The sequence below is a fragment of the Clostridium sp. ETTB3 genome (assembly GCF_053571985.1).
Map to the genome: position 1 here is coordinate 1,443,851 of NZ_CP199832.1, position 19,942 is coordinate 1,463,792.

General features: G+C 25.3%; 20 protein-coding genes, 3 pseudogenes and 1 riboswitch. Of the genes and pseudogenes, 5 read left to right on the forward strand and 18 right to left on the reverse strand.

Features of this window, described 5'->3' with window-relative positions:
• Positions 1–105 precede the first annotated feature (105 nt).
• A riboswitch (FMN riboswitch) is annotated at positions 106–220 on the reverse strand.
• Positions 221–282: 62 nt separating this feature from the next.
• Positions 283–900, reverse strand: coding sequence for a flavodoxin family protein (locus tag ACUN06_RS07070; protein WP_301953820.1), 618 nt, complete (start codon positions 898–900; stop codon positions 283–285).
• A 67-nt stretch (positions 901–967) separates the two neighbouring features.
• Entirely contained in the window at positions 968–1,135 is a 168-nt protein-coding gene (locus tag ACUN06_RS07075; RefSeq protein WP_302740529.1) for a hypothetical protein, read from the reverse strand.
• A gap of 279 nt (positions 1,136–1,414) precedes the next feature.
• Here ACUN06_RS07075 and ACUN06_RS07080 point away from each other — a divergent pair, with 279 nt between their 5' ends.
• Positions 1,415–2,752 (forward strand): MATE family efflux transporter, encoded by a 1,338-nt coding sequence (locus tag ACUN06_RS07080; protein WP_449389531.1) that lies wholly within the window; start codon positions 1,415–1,417, stop codon positions 2,750–2,752.
• A 96-nt stretch (positions 2,753–2,848) separates the two neighbouring features.
• Here the strand turns inward: ACUN06_RS07080 and ACUN06_RS07085 are convergent.
• From ACUN06_RS07085 to ACUN06_RS07125, 9 genes and pseudogenes are all read right to left on the reverse strand, one after another.
• A pseudogene (locus ACUN06_RS07085) lies at positions 2,849–3,013 on the reverse strand (peptide deformylase); the annotation flags it as partial.
• Between the two features lie 41 nt (positions 3,014–3,054).
• The gene (locus ACUN06_RS07090) at positions 3,055–3,615 is read right to left on the reverse strand and encodes a 50S ribosomal protein L25 (protein ID WP_449389532.1); all 561 of its coding nucleotides are present in this window, start codon (positions 3,613–3,615) and stop codon (positions 3,055–3,057) included.
• A 110-nt stretch (positions 3,616–3,725) separates the two neighbouring features.
• Complete coding sequence (locus tag ACUN06_RS07095) at positions 3,726–4,277, reverse strand: GNAT family N-acetyltransferase (RefSeq protein ID WP_449389533.1); 552 nt, start codon at positions 4,275–4,277, stop codon at positions 3,726–3,728.
• A gap of 127 nt (positions 4,278–4,404) precedes the next feature.
• Positions 4,405–5,289 carry an N-acetylmuramoyl-L-alanine amidase gene (locus ACUN06_RS07100; RefSeq protein ID WP_291733436.1) on the reverse strand — a complete coding sequence of 295 codons (885 nt, stop codon included), beginning with the start codon at positions 5,287–5,289 and terminating at the stop codon, positions 4,405–4,407.
• 426 nt (positions 5,290–5,715) lie between these two features.
• The gene (locus tag ACUN06_RS07105; RefSeq protein ID WP_449389534.1) at positions 5,716–6,390 is read right to left on the reverse strand and encodes a hypothetical protein; all 675 of its coding nucleotides are present in this window, start codon (positions 6,388–6,390) and stop codon (positions 5,716–5,718) included.
• 91 nt (positions 6,391–6,481) lie between these two features.
• Positions 6,482–6,613: a response regulator gene (locus tag ACUN06_RS07110; RefSeq protein ID WP_294162678.1), complete on the reverse strand. Its 132-nt coding sequence runs from the start codon at positions 6,611–6,613 to the stop codon at positions 6,482–6,484.
• 246 nt (positions 6,614–6,859) lie between these two features.
• On the reverse strand, positions 6,860–7,480 hold the full coding sequence (locus ACUN06_RS07115; protein WP_294126170.1) for a hypothetical protein: 621 nt from the start codon (positions 7,478–7,480) through the stop codon (positions 6,860–6,862).
• Between the two features lie 461 nt (positions 7,481–7,941).
• The gene (locus ACUN06_RS07120) at positions 7,942–9,108 is read right to left on the reverse strand and encodes a PatB family C-S lyase (RefSeq protein WP_440250497.1); all 1,167 of its coding nucleotides are present in this window, start codon (positions 9,106–9,108) and stop codon (positions 7,942–7,944) included.
• Positions 9,109–9,129: 21 nt separating this feature from the next.
• Positions 9,130–10,281: a trans-sulfuration enzyme family protein gene (locus ACUN06_RS07125; RefSeq protein WP_449389535.1), complete on the reverse strand. Its 1,152-nt coding sequence runs from the start codon at positions 10,279–10,281 to the stop codon at positions 9,130–9,132.
• Between the two features lie 602 nt (positions 10,282–10,883).
• Between ACUN06_RS07125 and ACUN06_RS07130 the strand changes: the two genes are divergently transcribed.
• On the forward strand, positions 10,884–11,708 hold the full coding sequence (locus ACUN06_RS07130) for a zinc ribbon domain-containing protein (RefSeq protein WP_291733448.1): 825 nt from the start codon (positions 10,884–10,886) through the stop codon (positions 11,706–11,708).
• Positions 11,709–11,891: 183 nt separating this feature from the next.
• Here ACUN06_RS07130 and ACUN06_RS07135 read toward each other — a convergent pair whose 3' ends face one another.
• The gene (locus ACUN06_RS07135; protein WP_294126174.1) at positions 11,892–12,044 is read right to left on the reverse strand and encodes a hypothetical protein; all 153 of its coding nucleotides are present in this window, start codon (positions 12,042–12,044) and stop codon (positions 11,892–11,894) included.
• A 136-nt stretch (positions 12,045–12,180) separates the two neighbouring features.
• On the opposite strand from ACUN06_RS07135, the gene ACUN06_RS07140 reads away from it, so the two are divergent.
• On the forward strand, positions 12,181–12,621 hold the full coding sequence (locus ACUN06_RS07140) for a gamma-glutamylcyclotransferase family protein (protein WP_294126175.1): 441 nt from the start codon (positions 12,181–12,183) through the stop codon (positions 12,619–12,621).
• A gap of 32 nt (positions 12,622–12,653) precedes the next feature.
• Here the strand turns inward: ACUN06_RS07140 and ACUN06_RS07145 are convergent, their stop codons facing one another.
• Together ACUN06_RS07145 and asnB are read right to left on the reverse strand one after the other, a co-directional pair.
• Positions 12,654–13,325: a YARHG domain-containing protein gene (locus ACUN06_RS07145; protein WP_303188310.1), complete on the reverse strand. Its 672-nt coding sequence runs from the start codon at positions 13,323–13,325 to the stop codon at positions 12,654–12,656.
• A gap of 291 nt (positions 13,326–13,616) precedes the next feature.
• A complete protein-coding gene (gene asnB, locus ACUN06_RS07150) occupies positions 13,617–15,497 on the reverse strand; it encodes an asparagine synthase (glutamine-hydrolyzing) (protein ID WP_301953814.1) in 1,881 nt (626 codons plus the stop codon).
• 143 nt (positions 15,498–15,640) lie between these two features.
• Here asnB and ACUN06_RS07155 point away from each other — a divergent pair, with 143 nt between their 5' ends.
• The gene (locus tag ACUN06_RS07155) at positions 15,641–16,150 is read left to right on the forward strand and encodes a hypothetical protein (protein WP_294162668.1); all 510 of its coding nucleotides are present in this window, start codon (positions 15,641–15,643) and stop codon (positions 16,148–16,150) included.
• A gap of 273 nt (positions 16,151–16,423) precedes the next feature.
• On the opposite strand, the gene ACUN06_RS07160 is transcribed toward ACUN06_RS07155, so the two are convergent.
• Together ACUN06_RS07160 and ACUN06_RS07165 are read right to left on the reverse strand one after the other, a co-directional pair.
• On the reverse strand, positions 16,424–17,587 hold the full coding sequence (locus tag ACUN06_RS07160; protein WP_294367860.1) for an iron-containing alcohol dehydrogenase: 1,164 nt from the start codon (positions 17,585–17,587) through the stop codon (positions 16,424–16,426).
• Positions 17,588–18,152: 565 nt separating this feature from the next.
• Positions 18,153–18,656: pseudogene (locus ACUN06_RS07165) on the reverse strand (FAD-dependent oxidoreductase); the annotation flags it as partial.
• Between ACUN06_RS07165 and ACUN06_RS07170 the strand changes: the two are divergent.
• The gene (locus ACUN06_RS07170) at positions 18,657–18,938 is read left to right on the forward strand and encodes a helix-turn-helix domain-containing protein (RefSeq protein ID WP_204572302.1); all 282 of its coding nucleotides are present in this window, start codon (positions 18,657–18,659) and stop codon (positions 18,936–18,938) included.
• A gap of 106 nt (positions 18,939–19,044) precedes the next feature.
• Here the strand turns inward: ACUN06_RS07170 and ACUN06_RS07175 are convergent, their stop codons facing one another.
• Together ACUN06_RS07175 and ACUN06_RS07180 are read right to left on the reverse strand one after the other, a co-directional pair.
• On the reverse strand, positions 19,045–19,350 hold the full coding sequence (locus tag ACUN06_RS07175; protein WP_449389536.1) for a hypothetical protein: 306 nt from the start codon (positions 19,348–19,350) through the stop codon (positions 19,045–19,047).
• Positions 19,351–19,434: 84 nt separating this feature from the next.
• Positions 19,435–19,665: pseudogene (locus ACUN06_RS07180) on the reverse strand (helicase-related protein); the annotation flags it as partial.
• Between the last annotated feature and the right edge of the window lie 277 nt (positions 19,666–19,942).

Here is a 19,942-nt window from a genome sequence, read left to right on the forward strand (position 1 = left end):
AAATAATCATATAAATTTTGTGAAAATATAAAAGCTCTGAAATATAAAATATTTCAGAGCATAAATACACAAAACTAATATAGTATTTTTAACTACTATATTTACATTTATCTTCTTTCATCCAGACTTTACTGTCGGCCTCGGAGTCTCACCGAATCTGCTAAAATAGCTCGCGGGCTTTACCGCCGGTAGGGAATTTCACCCTGCCCTGAAGATTTATTAAATTATAATTTAATATTATTATAAATACTATTTTTTGTCAATAATTATTTAATTTATATTTTACCTAATAAAATTTGTTCTTTCAACTGGAACTAATTCAGGAAGTGGTACATTTTTAGCTGCTTCTTTACACTTAATTAAATACGCCATGTTTCTTGCTAATACTTTCATTGTTCTAACGCCCTCTAAATCTTGTACAACCTCTTCTGGTGTATTTCCATGTATTTGATTCCAATAAACAGATGACACTATAGGCATTTCATTTATTGTAAAGTATTTATTTAATTGATCAAATGTAGCACTTGCTCCACCTCTACGACATGAAACAATACTTGCTCCAAATTTATGTCTTAATTGATTTTTATCTGTTGAATAAAAAAGCCTGTCTAAAAATGAAGTTGCTGCTCCACTTGCTGCGGCATAATGAACAGGAGAACCTACAATAAAACCATCAGCACGTTCTATTTCTTTACTTACTTCATTAACTAAATCATCATGCACACATTTACCAAGTTTTCTACAAGCGGTACATCCAGTACATCCTATTATTGGCTTATTTCCAACCTCATAAAATTTAACTTCTATTCCCTCATTAATTAACTCATTTTCAATTATTTTTAATGCTGTATATGTGCATCCTTTCGATTTTGGACTTCCATTAAGTAATATTACCTTCATTTAAAACACTCCTATACTAATTTTATATAAATATTATAAATTTAAACCTATTATTTAAGCTAAATTTTTAGCCATAGCACTTTACATAACTCCTTGCTCTACTTAAAGCTATAATTATTTTATATTCAAAATTTATAATGTCTGTTTTTTTATTATAATAATGAGTTAATAATTCACCTTCAAACTCTATACATTCAACTACATCATTTAAATTTACCTTCATTTTATTATTCAATCAAATCACATCTTTCTATTATTATTTATACTAAGATTATTTTATCATATTTTCAATTTATCTTATATGCTTTTAAATGTTTTACATATTATAAATTGACATTAATATATATATATGATAACATTATAAAAAAATATGTCCGTCTTGACATTACTAAGACTATAAATTTTGTTGTTTCTGATATAAAAACAGCCAAATTTATAGTCTTTTTTTCTGTGAAAAATTATTAAAAATTATAAGTTTTTTTAAATATTAATATTAAAGGAGATGTATAAAAATATGAATCAAAATTATATGAAGGAAAAACCCATTTTACCATTGCTACTATCATTATCTCTTCCAGCTATGATATCAATGATGGTAAACTCACTTTATAACATAATTGATAGTATTTTTGTCGCAAAAATAGGTGAAAATGCAATGACTGCTATATCACTTGTTTATCCTATACAAAATGTTATCATATCACTTGCTGTTGGGTTTGGTGTGGGAATAAATGCTATGATTGCTCTTTATTTAGGAGCTGGAAAAAAGCAAAGAGCTAATGTTGTAGCTACTCAAGGCATGGCTCTTAGTATTGTTCATGGAATTTTACTAACTATAATTGGTATAATTATAATGCCTGGATTCCTTAAATTATTTACTTCAGATTTTACAATAATAAACCTTGGAACAAGATATTCTAATATTGCATTAAGCTTTTCTGTAATTATTATGATTAGTGTAACTTTTGAAAAGATATTCCAATCAGTTGGAAAAATGGTTATAGCAATGATTAGTTTAACTGCTGGATGTATTATTAATATTATTTTAGATCCAATCATGATATTTGGTCTTGGGCCTATCCCAGCTATGGGTATTGAAGGAGCTGCATGGGCAACAGGAATTGGACAAACTGTTACATTATTAATTTACATATTTGCTTATTTACAAAAAGGAATTAATATTAAATTATCATTGAAATATCTAAATCGTGAAAACCCTATTTGTTGGAAACTTTATAATATAGGAATACCTGCATCACTTAATATGGCTCTTCCATCATTACTTGTATCTGCATTAAATGGTATTTTATCTGCACTTTCACCTATGTATGTTGTAGTTTTAGGTGTATATTATAAACTTCAAACATTTATATATCTTCCTGCCAATGGAATAATTCAAGGTATGAGACCTATAATGAGTTATAACTTTGGAGCTGGTGAGCATAAAAGAGTAAAAAGAATATATAAAACTTCTTTAGTATTAATTTTAGCTCTTATGATTTTAGGGATGATTTTATGCTTTACAATTCCAAGACAGCTACTAGGATTATTTACAAGTAGCTATGAAACTATACAAGCTGGTGTAACTGCACTTAAAATTATAAGCCTTGGATTTATAGTTTCTTCAATTTCAATTTCTTCATCAGGAGCATTAGAATCACTTGGAGAAGGTATTGAATCTTTAATAATTTCCTTATTACGCTATGTATTTTTAATTATACCTTTAGCCTTTTTACTAAGTCGTATTTTTGGTGTTAATGGTGTATGGAGTGCCTTTGGTATTACTGAAGCTATAACTTCAATTATTGCATTTATAATTTTTAATAAGTCAATTAATAAACATGTATCTTAAATAAAAATATTAAAAAGGAACAGCTAATAATAAAACATACCTTTTATCAAGGATAGTTTATAATTATATCTTAGCTGTTCCTTTTTATTTAATTAATTAAATTATTATTCCATTACAATGATCAATTTCATGTTGAATAATTTGTGCAATAAAGCCAGTAAATATATCCTTTTGCTTTTTAAAATTCTTATCAAGATATTCTACTTCTATTGTTTCATATTTCATAGTTTGTCTAAATTCTATTAAAGAAAAATTATTTTCACTATTCTATTATATTTTATACATTTTATTTATTATTCATCTTACACATTTTCTTCTATTATATTATTAGATATATATCCAACTCTAGCTACAGCTAAATATTCATTAGTTTCAACAACCATATTGCTTGGTATATTTAAATCTTTGACTAATAGTTGATTTCCTTGACTTAGCTTAGACACATCTACAGATATATTTTCTGGGAAAGTTCCTGGTTCACCTTGAAGTTCTATTTCAGTAACAAATGATTCTAATAGCAATCCATTTGCTTCTATAACATCTTGTCCTGTAAATACTATTGGAATTTTAAGTTTTACAACTTCACCCTTGCTTACACTTTGAAAATCTATATGAATTACCTTTCCAAAAGAATCCTGTTGCATTTCTTTTACTATACATTTTTTATAAGCTCCATTTAACCTTAATGATATAACTGAACTTTTTGGACAACTTAATAATCTAATTAACTCTCTTTTTGTAATTTCTCCTAGAAGAGATTCTTTTAATTCCTTCCCATAAATAATACATGGAATTTGTCCGTTCATTCGTGCTTTTTTTCCCTTTTCAGTTCTTTCACTTACGTTAAATACTAAATTATCCATAACTAACCCTTCCTTTTCACTTATGATTTACATATGTTTTTTTATTTTGTATATCATATACTATTCGAATTAGTTATTTAATATTACTATAAAATAAAAAATATCTTTTACTATAACTCCTTTACTAAAACATATCTTCTTAATCCACCATATTTTAATTTATCTTTTTTAATTTCATAACCTAAATTCATAAATGTATTTAAACTAAATTCATTATATGGTGAAGCTGTTGCACTTAATATTTCAATATCATCTTTTCTTGCAATCTTTTCTAATTCTTCACAAATTAATCTTTGAAGCTTATTTCCTCTATATTCACTTTTTACTATTGTTGATTCTATTTGTGCAACTTTAAGAACTTCTTCTCCATTTAAACCTATATCATATGCATAATTTGATTCATCATATCCCTTTTTTGCATATACCCCCATTGCAATAAGCTCATCTTCATTTGTTAAGCATCCTATTATTTTTCCATTACAATTTATGTATTCTTCAAATTCTTCTCGTTTTGAATCTGCATATAACTCCTTATTTTCAAGGCCATTTATTATTAATTCTTGTAATTTTATTATCTTATTTATATCTGATAATTTTAATTCTCTTAATTTTATTTCTATTATTTCCCCATCTTTTCTTTTTACCTTTAGTGAATTTATCATAATTTATTACCATCCTTCCATTTAGTTATTAGCTATTTTAAATATAGCATTGTTTAAAAAGCTATGATTATGAATCTTTCTTCTAAATATATCTTTGTAGAAAAATTAATAATCATAACTTATCTAATTATAAATTCAATAATTTTCTCCAAGTGTTACGACCAACTATTCCATCTACTGAAAGTCCATTTGTTCTTTGATAATTTTTAACTGCAACTTCTGTATTAGCTCCAAAAATACCATCAGCACTTATCCCTAATTTTTCTTGAATCAACTTAGTAATATTGCCTCTTGCTCCTCTTCTAACCATAGGAGATCCATTTAATGTATTTGGTCCTGCAATACCATCTACTTTTTGATTAGAAAATCCTTGCTTATTACATTCTTCTTGTAATCTAGCTATCCAACTATTGTAATTTTTACTTGTTGGTTGTGGAGTTGGTGTTGGTACTGGCTCTGGAGTTGGCGTTGGTGTTGGTGTAACTCCAGAACTTCTATTAACTAAAGCTTCAGCTATCGTTTTTCCAATATAATCATAGCCAACTTTCTTATATAAAGCAACATCTTCAGTTGCTTCAACAAAGCAAACTTCAACTATCATTGATTTCATACTTGTATGCTTTAATTCATATAATCCTGTTCTTACTTTTTGTCCTCTATTTCTAAAACCTAAAGATGCCATTTTATTAACAACTCTTCCTGCAATGTCATATTCAGAGTAAACACATACCTCTGTTCCTAATGCACCATTATAAGTGCTATAAGCATTGTTAAAGTGTATTGATACAAATAAATCAGCACCCCAGTTATTAGCTTTATTAACACCATAACTTAAATCTGCAGATGAACTTGAAGTTGAGTCTGGTGGTGTAACATCTAAAACACTTACTCCCATTTGATTTAAATATTTAATTACAGCATTTTTTACTAATCTATCTTCTTTTAATTCGTCTATTATTCCTCTTGAACCAGGAACATTTGGACAATGTCCTCCTCTTACTGCTATTTTCATACTTAACACACCCTCCCACTTTGTATTTTATGCAAATACCAATAACATTGCTCCATATTTTTCTATTTAATAATCCAAAACTCTACTTTTCCCTTATTTAAAATATACATTATTTAAGTATAATTTTATAAAAAATAAAGCTAATTTTTTATAAAATTACATACCAACTTCTAAAATTTAAAAAATTAAAACTTAATAAAATACCATAACACTGTACTAATAATATTAATTTGCTATAATTCTTATTGATTAAAACATTTATACCTGTATTAAAGGCAAAAAAGAGCTTTGCTAATGAATAATTTTATAAAATAAAAATATCCTAAGAAGATTACTTTTACTTCTTAGGATTATCTAATAGTATTCTTTCAAACTACTATGTAGCTTATATAATAATAAAATTTAATTCATTAACTTATCTTCTTATTACTTTTCTAAATTAATAATCATATCTAATAATATTCCCTCATTTTTAACTTCAATTGAATTTAAGTTTACATTTTTAAAGTTTTCTTTAGAAATAATCACATTATTTTTTCCATATTCAACTTTTATATTACTATTATCAAACCAATCTATTACAAATGTTTTCATAACTAAATTCACAATAAAATTTGCTACTTTTAAATCTAAAACCTTAACTTCTCCAATGTCAATAACTAAATCTTTAGATTCATTTAAGCTTGGCTTAATTTTCATTTTAATAGGAATATCTTTATCTGATTTAACTTTATAATTTACATAAATATCTATAGTATTATCTTCTATATCTATCTTAAGATTTTTCATTTTATTATTATTAGTTTGCTGTAAAAAATAATTTATTCCTTTTACAATTGCTTCTTCTGGTGCAAAAACACTTCCTTTAATCCCCATTACAGGTTTATTTATAATTTCTAAACTTTCAGCCTTAACACCAACAATTGATTTTAAAAACCCTAATGTACCTTGTCCTATTTCTTCAGTTTCTGTAATACTGCCACTATTATTTTCTTCTTTTATTTCAGATTTAATTTTATTATTTTTACTAATAAACATAACTCCAAAAATAATTAGTAAAATTAATACACTTGCTAATATTATTTTTATTCCTTTTTTCATTTTATACCTCTTTTTATTTATCTAATGTATAATTATTAAGTAGAAATTTTTTTCATTATATCATATATTTTTATTTTATACTTTACCTTTTTCATTTTCTAATTAATATAGGTGTCATACAATTTGCTTCTCTAAGTTCTTTAGCAAATTCATATCCATTCATATTAGGCATCATTATATCTAAAATTATTAAGTCAATATGATGATTTTCTAATAATTCCATTGCTTTACTCCCTCTTCAATCTTAAAAACAATATAATCTTATCTATTTAAAATTCTTTCTAATAGTCTTCTTGTACTATTATCATCTTCTACAATCAATATATCAACCATAATTTTTCATCCTAGGTGTCAGTAATTTATTTTTTATAATACTACTAAATTATAAACTAAAAATAAATTTTTAAAATCCTTTATATTATAAAAAGCTCAAGGAAATTATTATACTTCCCTAAGCTTTTCTTAGCAATTATTTCTTTTTAATTGATCTTATTACTTCAACTCTTGTAATTACATTATTTTTTATCTTTGCAACTCTTAAAGCAAATCCTGGGTAATAAATACAAACTCCTATACCTAACTCTAATTTTCTTGTTTCTACTTCTCTTAAAATAATGTCTTCTAAATTATCTTCTTTATTTTCATAAGGTATATCAATATGCTCTAAAAAATTTATTCTTTTTACTCTTTCACTACCTCTATAAATAGTTTTATCTACTTCATCAAAATTATAAAATAAATATTTTCTTGTTGCAAATAACCCTGCAATTGCTATTACTCCAATTAAATTTTGGAATATTGTCATATGCTCAACAATTAATTGTCTTGCAATTGCAAAAAGTAAAACTTCAATTACTGTTTCAGGTGTATGTTTACATAACATCTTTATAAATTCTATTCCTATAACAAAATTAAATGCTATAGATAAATAATTGTTAAAAGCTTCTAAGTTATTAGCTCCAAAAATAGATTTTATATCAAAAATAAGATATATAACTGATATTGCAATACAAACTGATAAAAGTATTCCTATTATTACTTCAAGAGCATCTACCGCCTTTAGCACTTGCTCTTTTATAAATTTTTTCATATCCCTACCTCTTTCTTCATTATTAAAAGTCCATGTATTTAATATAGTCTTTTTAATAATACTATAAAAATTATTGATGTTACTGTGATAATAATTACATTTCCATAAAATTTATATACTGTATTGAAACCAACATACTCCAAAATATATTTTTAGATAAAAGTTATGTTATTGTTAATCCATTTTTATTTTCATTTACATTTAAAATTGGACCTTTAATAAATAAAAATATATTTATTAATTGGCATTTTTTTTGTTTTTATTTTATATCATTTACGAGGATTTTTATTACGATTATTATATTAAAAAAAGAAACCTTAGAATAAAAACTAAGATTTCTAAATAAATTATACTTATTAATCATTTTATAAAATCTATATCTCTTTAAGATATCAAATATAATCTCTAACCTTTATTAACAATAATTCAATAATCCTTTATATCTTTGTTAGAGTTTAAAATTAAGTTAAACTTCTTATAATATTATTCATTGCTCCTTCAACAATTTTTCTTTCTGTTGCTAAGTTTATTCTTACATGCCCTTTACCAGTTTCACCAAACCATATACCATAATCAACTGCTAAATTGCATTTTTCTTGGAAGAAATTTTTAATATCCTTTTCCTCTATATAATAGCTAAAATCATACCATGCTAAATAAGTTCCTTCTAAGGGAGAAACAACTACATGTGGCAAATGCTTTGATAAAATACTCTTAGTATACTCATAATTTCCTCTTATTTTATCTAAAATTTCCTTTAACCATTCTTCCCCATATCTATAAGCAGCTTCAACAGCTATATATCCAAATACATTACCATTATCTCCACCAATTGAATTATAATATTTATCAAATTTTTCTCTTATTTCATCATTTGGAATAACTACAAATGAATTTTGACAAGAAGCAAGATTAAATGTCTTTGTAGCAGCTGTTAATGTTACAAGAATATCATCATAATTACCTATAGTTGCTGCTGGAATTTGCTTTTTGTCACCAATTATTATATCTTGATGTATTTCATCTGCTAAAACAAAAACATCATTAGCCTTACAGATATCTAATACTCTTTTTAATTCCTCTTTTGTCCATACTCTTCCTATAGGATTATGAGGTGAAGAAAGAATAAATAATTTAACTTGATTTTCAATAATATCTTCTTCAAATTTCTCAAAATCAATAGTATATATTCCATTATCATTTTTTAAATTATTAAATATAAGTTTTCTTTCATTTTCTTTTATTGCATCATGAAATGGATAGTATACAGGCTCCATTACAATACAGCTATCTCCCGGATTAGTTAAAATATTAATAAACCAAAATAATGCTGGTACTACCCCTGGTGAAAATCTAATCCATTCTTTTTTAACATTATATCCATGTTTTTCTTTTTCCCAATTTATAAAAGCTTCATAATAGGAATCTGGTATTATATTATATCCAAATATACCATGATTAACTCTTTCTTTTAATGCATCTATTACTGGCTGCGGAGCTTTAAAATCCATATCTGCTACCCACATTGCAATTAAATTTTCATTTCCAAATCTACTTTTTAAACCATCCCACTTTAAGCAATTAGTTCCAAATCTATTTTCTAATCCACAATTCACTAATTTATTCATCTCACTAACCTCCACTAAAATTTACTCTAATACACTTTTTAAATCATTTATTAAATCATTAACATTTTCTATTCCAACAGAAAGCCTCATTAAATATTCATCTACACCTAATCTGTTCTTAATTTCTTCTGGCATTTCTGAATGTGTTTGTGTAAATGGATAAGTTATTAAAGATTCCACTCCACCTAAACTTTCAGCAAAACTAATAACTTTTAAATTAGATAATAAATCTTCTACATATTTCTTATCTTTAACTCTAAAAGAAATCATTCCTCCAAAACCTGTACTTTGCTCTTTATTCACATAATATCCTTGATGAGTATTTAATCCTACATAATATACCTTTTCTATCTTTTTATTAGCTTCTAACCATTTAGCAATTTTAAGTGCATTTTCCTGTATTCTATCCATTCTTATATGAAGTGTTTTTATTCCTCTAAGTAACAACCATGAATCAAATGGAGATAATATTGCCCCAGTTGATTTTTGCATAAACCTTAACTTTTCAATTATTTTTTTGTCATTAGCTATAGCAAACCCAGCTAATAAATCGTTATGTCCTCCAAGATACTTTGTTGCACTATGAATTACTATATCTGCCCCTAATTCTAATGGTTTTTGATAATAAGGTGTTAAAAATGTATTATCCACTATACTAATAATATCTTTTTCCTTACATATATCAGTAATTGCTTTAATATCTGTTACTCTCATTAACGGATTTGACGGAGTTTCAATTACTATACCTTTTGTATTTTTTCTTATTGCATCTTTTACTTTATCTATATCACTTGTATCCACAAATGAAGATTCTATATTATAAACACTATAAACTTCATCAAATAATCTAAATGTTCCTCCATATAAATCCTCTGATAATATTACATGATCTCCAGGCTTAAATAAATGTACACAAGCTGTTAATGCTGCCATTCCACAAGAAAATGCTAAAGCTTCTCTTCCACTTTCAAGTAATGCAATAGTTTTCTCTACTTCTTCTCTTGTTGGATTTTGAAGCCTTGTGTAATCATATCCAGTGCTTTGATTTAATCCCTCATGTTTAAAGGTTGCTGAAAGATAAAGAGGATAGCTGATTGCACCTGTTCCAGCATCACCTTTTCTTGCCCCTGTTACAGCATAAGTTTCAAATGAATATTTCTTTTTATTTTCCATAATAACCCCCAAATTTTAAACTTAATTAATAATGCATAAAAAAATCCACTCCTAAAAGATATTAGAAGTGGTAATCTTGTATATAAATACTATATAATTCACTTATCTTTCAGATATTCTGCAGGATTTAGCACCAACATTAATAGTTTGTAGTGAATAGTTATTGATGAAATTCCATTTAACTAGTTTATAGTTTGTAGTGAATAGTTTTTAGTTTATGATGAAAATCCTTAGGGAATTTCTTAAATCTACATTTTTAAAAATTCAGCCAAAGCTGAATTTTTTTCCTTAACTACTAACTAATAACTTCTAACTAAATTCAGCCAATGCTAAATTTCTCCTTAACTTCTAACTACTAATTACTAACTATTAATAGGTTGCTGGGTTTCATAGGGCCAATCCCTCCACCACTCTTAATAAGTTATTTGTTTTTAATTTACTATGATAATATATTATCCCTCTTAATTCATTTTGTCAATATTTCCTATTATTTTCATTTTTTATTTTTTTACTTTTAGTACTCTTTATAATTATAATTTTCAAGTATATTATTAACATTAATCTAATATATATATATTATCAATTTCAAAAGGAGAATTTGTATGTTTTGTAAAAGATGCGGAACAAAACTTCCAGACGATTCTAAGTTTTGTTCAAATTGTGGCTTTTCATTTGATCCTACTAACTCTACTAATTCTAATGATGCTATTTCAGAATTTCAAAAAAAATTCACAGAATCAATTCCAAATATAAAAGATTTTTTAATTTCAATATTTACTTCACCTATAAAATGTTGTATTGAATATTCAGAAAAACTTTCTCTTAAATTTTCTTCACTTTATTTTATAGTAACAGCTTTTATAATTTCATTAATATCTACACTATCTTTAAAAGGAATGATAAGTACTTTTTCAAAATCACTAATTAATTTTTTATATACTTTAGATAGTTCTGAACTTTCAAATGCCGAATTATTTTATATATCAGCTGACTTAAATGCACTATTGGATTCTATTCTTCCTTTTTCAAAGATATTTTTAACATTTATTCTTTCATTCTTTGCTTTCTTTGGATTATTAACATTAATTTGCTTCTTTATACACAATTGTATTCTTAAATATAAAGTTAAATTTAGAAAATATATTGTAGTTGCTTGTGTTGGTATTACTATTGAATCTGCAGTATTAATAATATTTATTATATTATCTATAATTATGCCTATATTAGCAATTTTATTTTTATCTGTAATAAATCTTGCTTTAACTATTATCTTATATGAAGGAATATCAAATTTAAAGGAAAAGAAACAATCTGATCCTTATTGCTTTGCTATTAGCTATACTATAGCATCTTTTATTACATCTTTTATTATTATTCAAATTATTATTTCTCATATATTTTCATTAATTACTTCTAGTTTTTATTAATATTACTAAATTATATTAATTTTTCCACGTAAAAAATACCAGTAATAACTAATTAAACTGCCTCCTATCAAATAGATAGGGTACAGTTCAAAATTCTACTGGTATTTTTTTATTATTTAAATTTCTTTTAATTTGTTTCTATTATATTTTTATATAAATGAAAAATTTTCTTTTGATTTCTTACTATTCTTTAAATGACTTTTTAATTTCTTCTATGAATTTATATATTGTTGGAGAAAATACTTGATGATTTTTCCATACTATTACAGCACCAGTTTCAACCTTAGGGAAAAGTTGCTTAAAACAAATATTACTTTCTTCATTAATCTTTTTCATTTTTAAATAACAATAATTTATTAATATTACATATTTTAACTTTGCTGTTTTTAATAAATACTATTATAATATATCTTGTCATTTTTATTATTTTAAAATAATAATTATAAAAATAATTGGCGGTGATTTTTTACAAATGAAAAATATTAATATTTTTGTTTATGGAAGTTTAAGAGAAGGATTTTTTAATTATGATAAATACTTATCTGGTAAAATTTCAAAGAAAATGAATGCTAAATTAAATAATGTTGAATTATATCATATGCCTTATAAGGGATATCCAGCAATAATTAATGGACAAGACTCTATATTAGGTGAAATAATGGTTATTAACGAAGCTGATTATGATTCTACTTTAGAAGCAATGGATGCAATGGAAGGGTTCTTAGGTGAAGGAAATCCTGAAAATGAATATCATAAGATGATTTTTGAAGTTGAAAATCTTGAAAGTAATGAAATTGAATCATGTTATGTTTATTTTTATAATAAAGATAAAGATGAACTTTTTGATTATAAAGCAGTTTATCTTCCTAATGGAGATTGGAAAGAACATATGTTATCAAACTATCTTGTTTAAAAAGGTGCCTTACCTAGGCACCCTTTTTACTATTATCTTGTAGCTTCTTCTTTTAATATCATTGAAACATTATATTCTTCAACACTATTAAGAGTTACATCTTTTGATGTTGGAGTATACCAATATCTACCCACAAAAAAATCCTTCCATTCATTACTAACAAAAATATATCCATGACGTGCATATATTTCATTTCTTGCAACTGCTAATTCATAAGATGATAATGATTTTAACTCCTTAGAAGTAACCTTTCTATAACTGCTATCTGGAATTATAAAATCTACATTAGAATAATCTTGATCATCATTTGAAAATCCTTCATTTTCAACCTTTTTTATCAACATTACATTAGCATATTCTATTTCGCTTAAATCATCTGTTGTAACTTTATTTTTACTTTTAACATACCATCTTTGATTACTAAAATAATTAATCATCTTTTTTTGCTTAAAATTATATCCATGACGTGCATATATTTCATTTCTTGCAATTTCTAATTCATCTGAAGTTAATCCCATTAAATCATCTTCGGTTAAATAGCGAGTACTACTATCAGGAATAACAAAGTAATTATTCTTAACAGAAGTTGTAGTTATTATATTTATTTCCTTATGTTTATTATTAAAATAATCACATTTTGAAATAGATAATACACTACTTACAATCACTACTCCACAAATAGTACCTATTACTTTCTTATTCATTATATCCCCCAATATTAGATTTGTACTTTTCTATATTATGCATGAATTTAATATTAATTTACAAATTAATGATTTTATTTAATATTATAATATAAATATATAAATAATTTTTAGATGTTAAAATATGATACTAATAGTAAGGGGCTGTCGCACTAAAACTTTTATACACAATATATTGTAGTATTTATTCTTAATGCGACATCCCCTTATATAAAATAAAAACTGTTATATAAAATTTTTACACTTCTATACAACAACTTTAAAATTACTCAACTAATTATAAGACATACATTATGCTAACCTGCACATATCACCATTTTTATTAAAATCACTTTTAAACTCTAATTCACTTATAGATTTTCCTTCAACATATAATTCATACCATAAGCAAAACATAAATACTGTCCAAACCTTTCTTGAGTTATCCCTTTTTCCTTCTATATGTTCATCTAGTAAATTAATTACATATTCTTTATTTATTAGTTTATCAACATTTGCATTAGAAATAATTTCTCTAACGTACTTTCCTAAATAACTTTTTAACCATACTCTTATAGGAGTTGGAAAACCTAATTTTTTCTTTTCTTTCATATAAGGTGGAACTATATCTTTAAAAGCTTCTCTTAATAAAACTTTTGTATTTTTCTTACTTACTTTTTGAGCTAAAGATAATTTTTCAGCACATTTTAAAACTTCTGTATCTAAAAATGGAACTCTTAGCTCTAAAGAATGTGCCATAGACATTTTATCAGCTTTTAATAAAATATCTCCTTCTAACCAAGTATTTATATCTATATATTGCATTGTTGTAACACTATCATAATTATTTTTATCACATTCTTTATATAACTTTGCTAAAATATCACTATATGTATTTTTTTCATCATAATCATATACCATATTTTTCACTTCTTCATTACTAAATATTTTAGCATTTCCTATATATCTATCTTTCAACTTAGTAGTTCCTCTTAATAAATAATTCTTTCCTTTTATATCTGGAAGCTTTTTAGCTACTTTATTAACTTCATATTTTATTACTTCTGGTAAATATGAAAATGGTTTAAGACTATAATATTCTTTATAAATATTATATCCTCCAAATAATTCATCTGAACCCTCACCTGATAAAACTACCTTTACATGTTTTCTGGCTTCTTTTGATAATAAATAAATTCCAACACAAGATGGATCTGCTAATGGATCATCCATATAATAAGCTACACTGGGAAGTGCTTTTATATAATCTTGCTCTGATACATTTATTGATATGTTTTCTACTCCTAAATATTTAGCTGTTTTCTTTGCAACAGTTAATTCATTATACTCCTCTACATCAAATCCAACTGAAAATGTTTTTATTTTAGGATTAATCTTTGCTGCTAAAGCTGTAACAATAGTAGAATCTATGCCTCCAGAAAGAAAACTTCCTACTTCAACATTAGCTATCATATGATGCTTTATTGAATCATTTACACAATCATAAATTTCATTTTCAGTTACTCCTTCATTACTAAACTTAATATCATGATATTTATAAAATTTTAAACTTCCATCATTTATCGTAAAATATGTACCATTTGGGACTTCCTTTATTTCATTAATAATAGTGTTATAATTAGGAGTATATTGAAATGATAAATAATTTTGTAATGCTTCATGGTCTACACTTATATTTTTAAGTAACTTTATTAATGCCTTATATTCTGATGAAAAAGCTATAAAGTCATCATTATTTATATAATATAACGGCTTTATTCCAAAAGTATCTCTTGCTCCAAATACTATTTTGCTTATTTCATCATATACAATAAATGAAAACATTCCCCTTAGTTTACTTAAACACTTTTCTCCATAATTAATATAAGCTGTTAATAAAACTTCTGTGTCTGAATTTGTATTAAATTTATTATTTTTAAGCAATTCTTTTCTTAACTCTTTATGATTATATATTTCACCATTAAATATAATAGTTTTATTTTCTTTCTTAAATGGCTGATTCCCACCTTCTAAATCTATTATACTTAATCTATTAAATCCAAATGCAATATTATCCTTTATAAAATATCCTGTATCATCAGGTCCCCTATGAATTATTTTTTTTGTTAATTGTCTTATAATAACTCCATCTGCTTCTTTATTTTTATAGTATATTGATATATGACCACACATATTACTCCTCCTATCATATCAATAATTATATCCACTTTTTTCTATAAATTTCTTTAATTTAAAATTTTTTTAAAATTTTTATATATCAAATAAAAGAAAGCATTAATATAATATATTAAAGTAATTAAAAGGATTTATTGTTTATGAAAAAATTACTAATTGGATTACTTATTTCTTGTTCTTGTTTAGGAGTTTCCTGTAATATACCTAATTCTATTTCCTCCCCTCAAAATGATTCTCACAATTATAATTCAAATGTTGAGGATTTTTATTTAGACCAAAATAAAAAAAATGATATTCAGCCATATATAGATGCTAAAGATTACTTACAAGAAGAGTTAGATGATACTGAATATAACTTTTATGTATCATTAAATAAAGATACTAAAACTATAACAATTACTATTAATGAAGGCGATACTTCTGTTTCAACTTTAAGAAATTTAGGAATAGATGATGAAACTATTATAGAAGAAACAAAAATGGAAGAACTTTATTCTGCTGCTCAAAATTTTGGACTTGTAATTACTAATGAATTAACTGAATTATATGATGTTCCTGACTTGAATATAGAAATTTGTGTTAAAATAGGTAATGAACTTGTTTGTACATTTGATGGCTATGGTAATTGTTTATATAGCATATTTAATTAAATAAATATAAAAATTACTTAATTTATGTATTTTTCTCTATTAATATGATAATACTAAATTTAGAAAAAGATTTCAAAAGCTTCTTTTTCTAAAAGATAAGATATACTATCACATTGCTCTTATGATGATAGTATATCTTATCTAAAAATTTATAAAAATATAACTGGAAATCAAACTTTCAGTTATATTTTTTTAACTAATAATACTGATTTTTATATAATATAAAAAATGTGTATTTCCCATTAAGAAAATACACATTAAATAAATTAAGTATTAAAAACAGTTTTCTAAAATTTTTAAAACTTCTTCAGCAGTAAGTTTTTTATAAGCTCCTCCTAAAACTGTAGAATTTGCAATAAGTGGTAACATTTCTCTTGTAGCTCCAAGTTCACTAATTGATGTAACTATACCTAATTCCTTAATAAATGACTCTAAACATGAAATTCCTTCTTGTGCAACTTCATCTTTTGTCTTTCCTTCTTCTGAAACACCCCATACTTGTTTTGCAAATCTAACAAACTTATCTAATCCATAAGAATAAATATATCTATAATATGGAATAGAAATTGCAGCTAATCCCATTCCATGGGCACAATCAGTATATGCTCCTAATTGATGTTCTATCATGTGAACTTCCCAATCTTGTTCTTTTGATAATCCTGCAACAGTATTAAGTGCTAATGTTGCACTCCACATTATATTACTTCTTGCTTCATAATTATTAGGATCCTTAACCGCAACTCTTGAATTATCAATTACAGAACGAAGAAGTCCTTCAATTACATAATCAGATGTATTATTATCTTCTCCTGAAAAATATTGTTCCATAAGATGCGACATAATGTCAAATATTCCACTTACCATTTGATACTTTGGAAGTGTAAATGTATATTCAGGATTTAATATTGAAAACTTTGGATAAACTTCTGGACCAAAAACTCTTCCTGATTTAATTTTTAATTCATCATTTGTTATTACTGATCCACCATTCATTTCTGAACCAGTACCAACCATTGTTAAAACTGAAGCAACTGGCACAATCTTATTATTTAAAGGTTCAAAGTCCATCCAATATTTCTTAAATGAATCACCCTCACAATATGCAGAAACAGAAATTGCTTTTGCACAATCTATTACAGAACCTCCACCAACAGCTAAAATAAGATCTACATTGTTCTCACGAACTAATGATGCACCTTCTAATACTTTTTCATAAGTTGGGTTAGGCATAACCCCTGATAATTCAACTACTTTCTTTCCACTTTCATTTAAAATAGTTATTAATTCATCATATAATCCTATTTTCTTAATTGCATTTTTTCCGTAAGCTAAAAGCACTGTATTTCCATAGTTAGCAAGCTCACCTTTTAAATTCTTTAAAGAATCTTTTCCAAAGTGTATTTTTGTTGGATTGTAATAAGTAAAATCATATAGCATAATTAACCTCCTTTGCTTTTTAGTGCATATATTTACACTAATTATTTTTTACTACTTTATATACATATTCATTAGTATGTTTTATATTTATAATTTTTATTTATATTTTATTTAATAACTTCTTGATTTATATTCTAATATGGAGCTACTTCTACTTGAATTATGTAACAATTCTACTGGTATACTCGAAATTTACATTCCAATATGGTGCTATTTAAATATCTAATATAATGTACAACATAATTTAAATTCCAATATGATGTTTATATTTTGCTTTAATTAATTTATTATAAAGTACTACATACGGAATCATTTGTAAATACTTTTGGTGTAATTTTGTATTTTAAAGTATATATGTTGCTTTTTATCTACTAATTTTTATATTTTAAATATTTTCTTTCTATTATTGATATTTATTAATTTAAAAATTGTTTTCTTTTTTACTTACACATCAAACCCTCTCCTTATAAATTTAAATTTAAATTTATATCTCTACTCATATCTTTATACCTTCTTAATAATAAAAGTCACCTAAAATAAAAATTTTAAGTGACTTTTATTATTACTAAACAAGCTTTTGCTCAAATATATTATCTAAATTAAGCTTCTTAACTCTTTCTGCTATTTCATCCTTATCAATAGTGTAAAGTCCTAATTCCTGCATTCTCTTAAAATAACTAGCTCCAGCAAAGGTATATCTATCCTTTCTTCCTTCTCTAGTTTCAGCTTTTTCATTTTCATAAGCAATCAAATCACCAATAGCTATAGATGAAGGGAAAATCAAAAGATGCATTCCCATCATAAGTCTTACTGCATTATGGCCAGCTAAACTTCCTGTACATATAGCTTCAGTATGACCAACAAAAAGGCCTGACTTTTCTCCTGCACAGAAAAGGTTATTAACTCCAACAACCTTCATATCATTAGTTCTTGGAGCAACAGATAAATACCTTATAGAATTTCCTTTACTTCCTGCATAAGGATCAACATACTTAGCATGTTCAAGCCCATGTATCTTTCTTAACTTTTCTAAAGGATAATAAGTTGTCATAAGCTTAGCATGTGCAGTGTGTACAAAAGTGCAACATTTGCAACATTGTTTTCAGTAATAAAGTTTAATATTAATACTATTATACTACAAGATATGGAATTAGATACATTTGCTCAAAAATTAAGATATCTTAGACTTGAGAGAAATCTAAATCAACATGAATTTGCTAATTTATTGAATAAGAGCTTTACTAGCGTTTGTAATTGGGAGCAAGGTGTTAGAATTCCAAAACTTGAAACTATAAAAGAGATAGCCGAGATTCTTAATGTAGATTATACATTTTTAAAAGACCAGGAATAATGATTACTGGTCTTTTAAAATTTACAATAAAAAATGGCTCTGTTTTTATCGTTAACATTTGTTAATATCTTCAATTGAATCAAAGTCCTTAATTGATTTACTCAAACTACTCTAATGGAGATAAATTTAAAACCAACTTATTTATTTTTTTAATTTTTTCTTCATTACTATCTTGAAGTAAGTAGTTTATTAATTCCTCTTGTCTTGCTTGTCCTAATGATATTCTATAGATTGATAGAATTTTTAGTAGATTTTCTAAATGTTCACTATCTTTACTATATGGATAATATGGTATTATTCTTTCTATTTTTACTATATCATCTCTATTATCATCACCAAGCATCCAATATGGTATTAAATCGTTTGGAGCTTCTTTCTTTTCTTCGCTATTTTCAAAAACATTATTCCACATGTCTATTATATTATTTTCTTTTTTTGTAGGATTATATCTTCTACCTAAATTGTTTCTTATAACTAAACCTTTATATCTATTTATTCTACCTTCTCTTTGTTCTAAATCTACTGGGTTTGATGGTAAATTCCAATGGATTATTTTTCTACAATACCAATGAAAATCTAAACCTTCTTGTCCTATTGACGTTGATGTTAAAACAAATGGTCTAAATGGTGAATTGAATACATCTCTAACATTATCTGTTCTACCTTGAGCTGCATCAGTATTATTTTTGTGTGATAAACTTACTGAATAGTGTGTTCTTAGGTTTATCTTTTTTGAATCAGCCTTTAGTACACTATCAACTGTATCTTAAGCATACTATCGCATTCATCTTCTATTAATTCTTTCTGAAAATCACCTTCTATAATTGGAATAAAATTAATATTACTAAATATACTTCCTTCTAAATCAAAAACAACTTTCTTTAAATCATTAATAAATTTCTTGCTGCCTTCAAATTCATTTAATGAATTTAAATATTTTACATAATCTACACCATTGATTCCAATAATCTTCGTAATCTTCTATTTCTACTGAATTCTTCTGT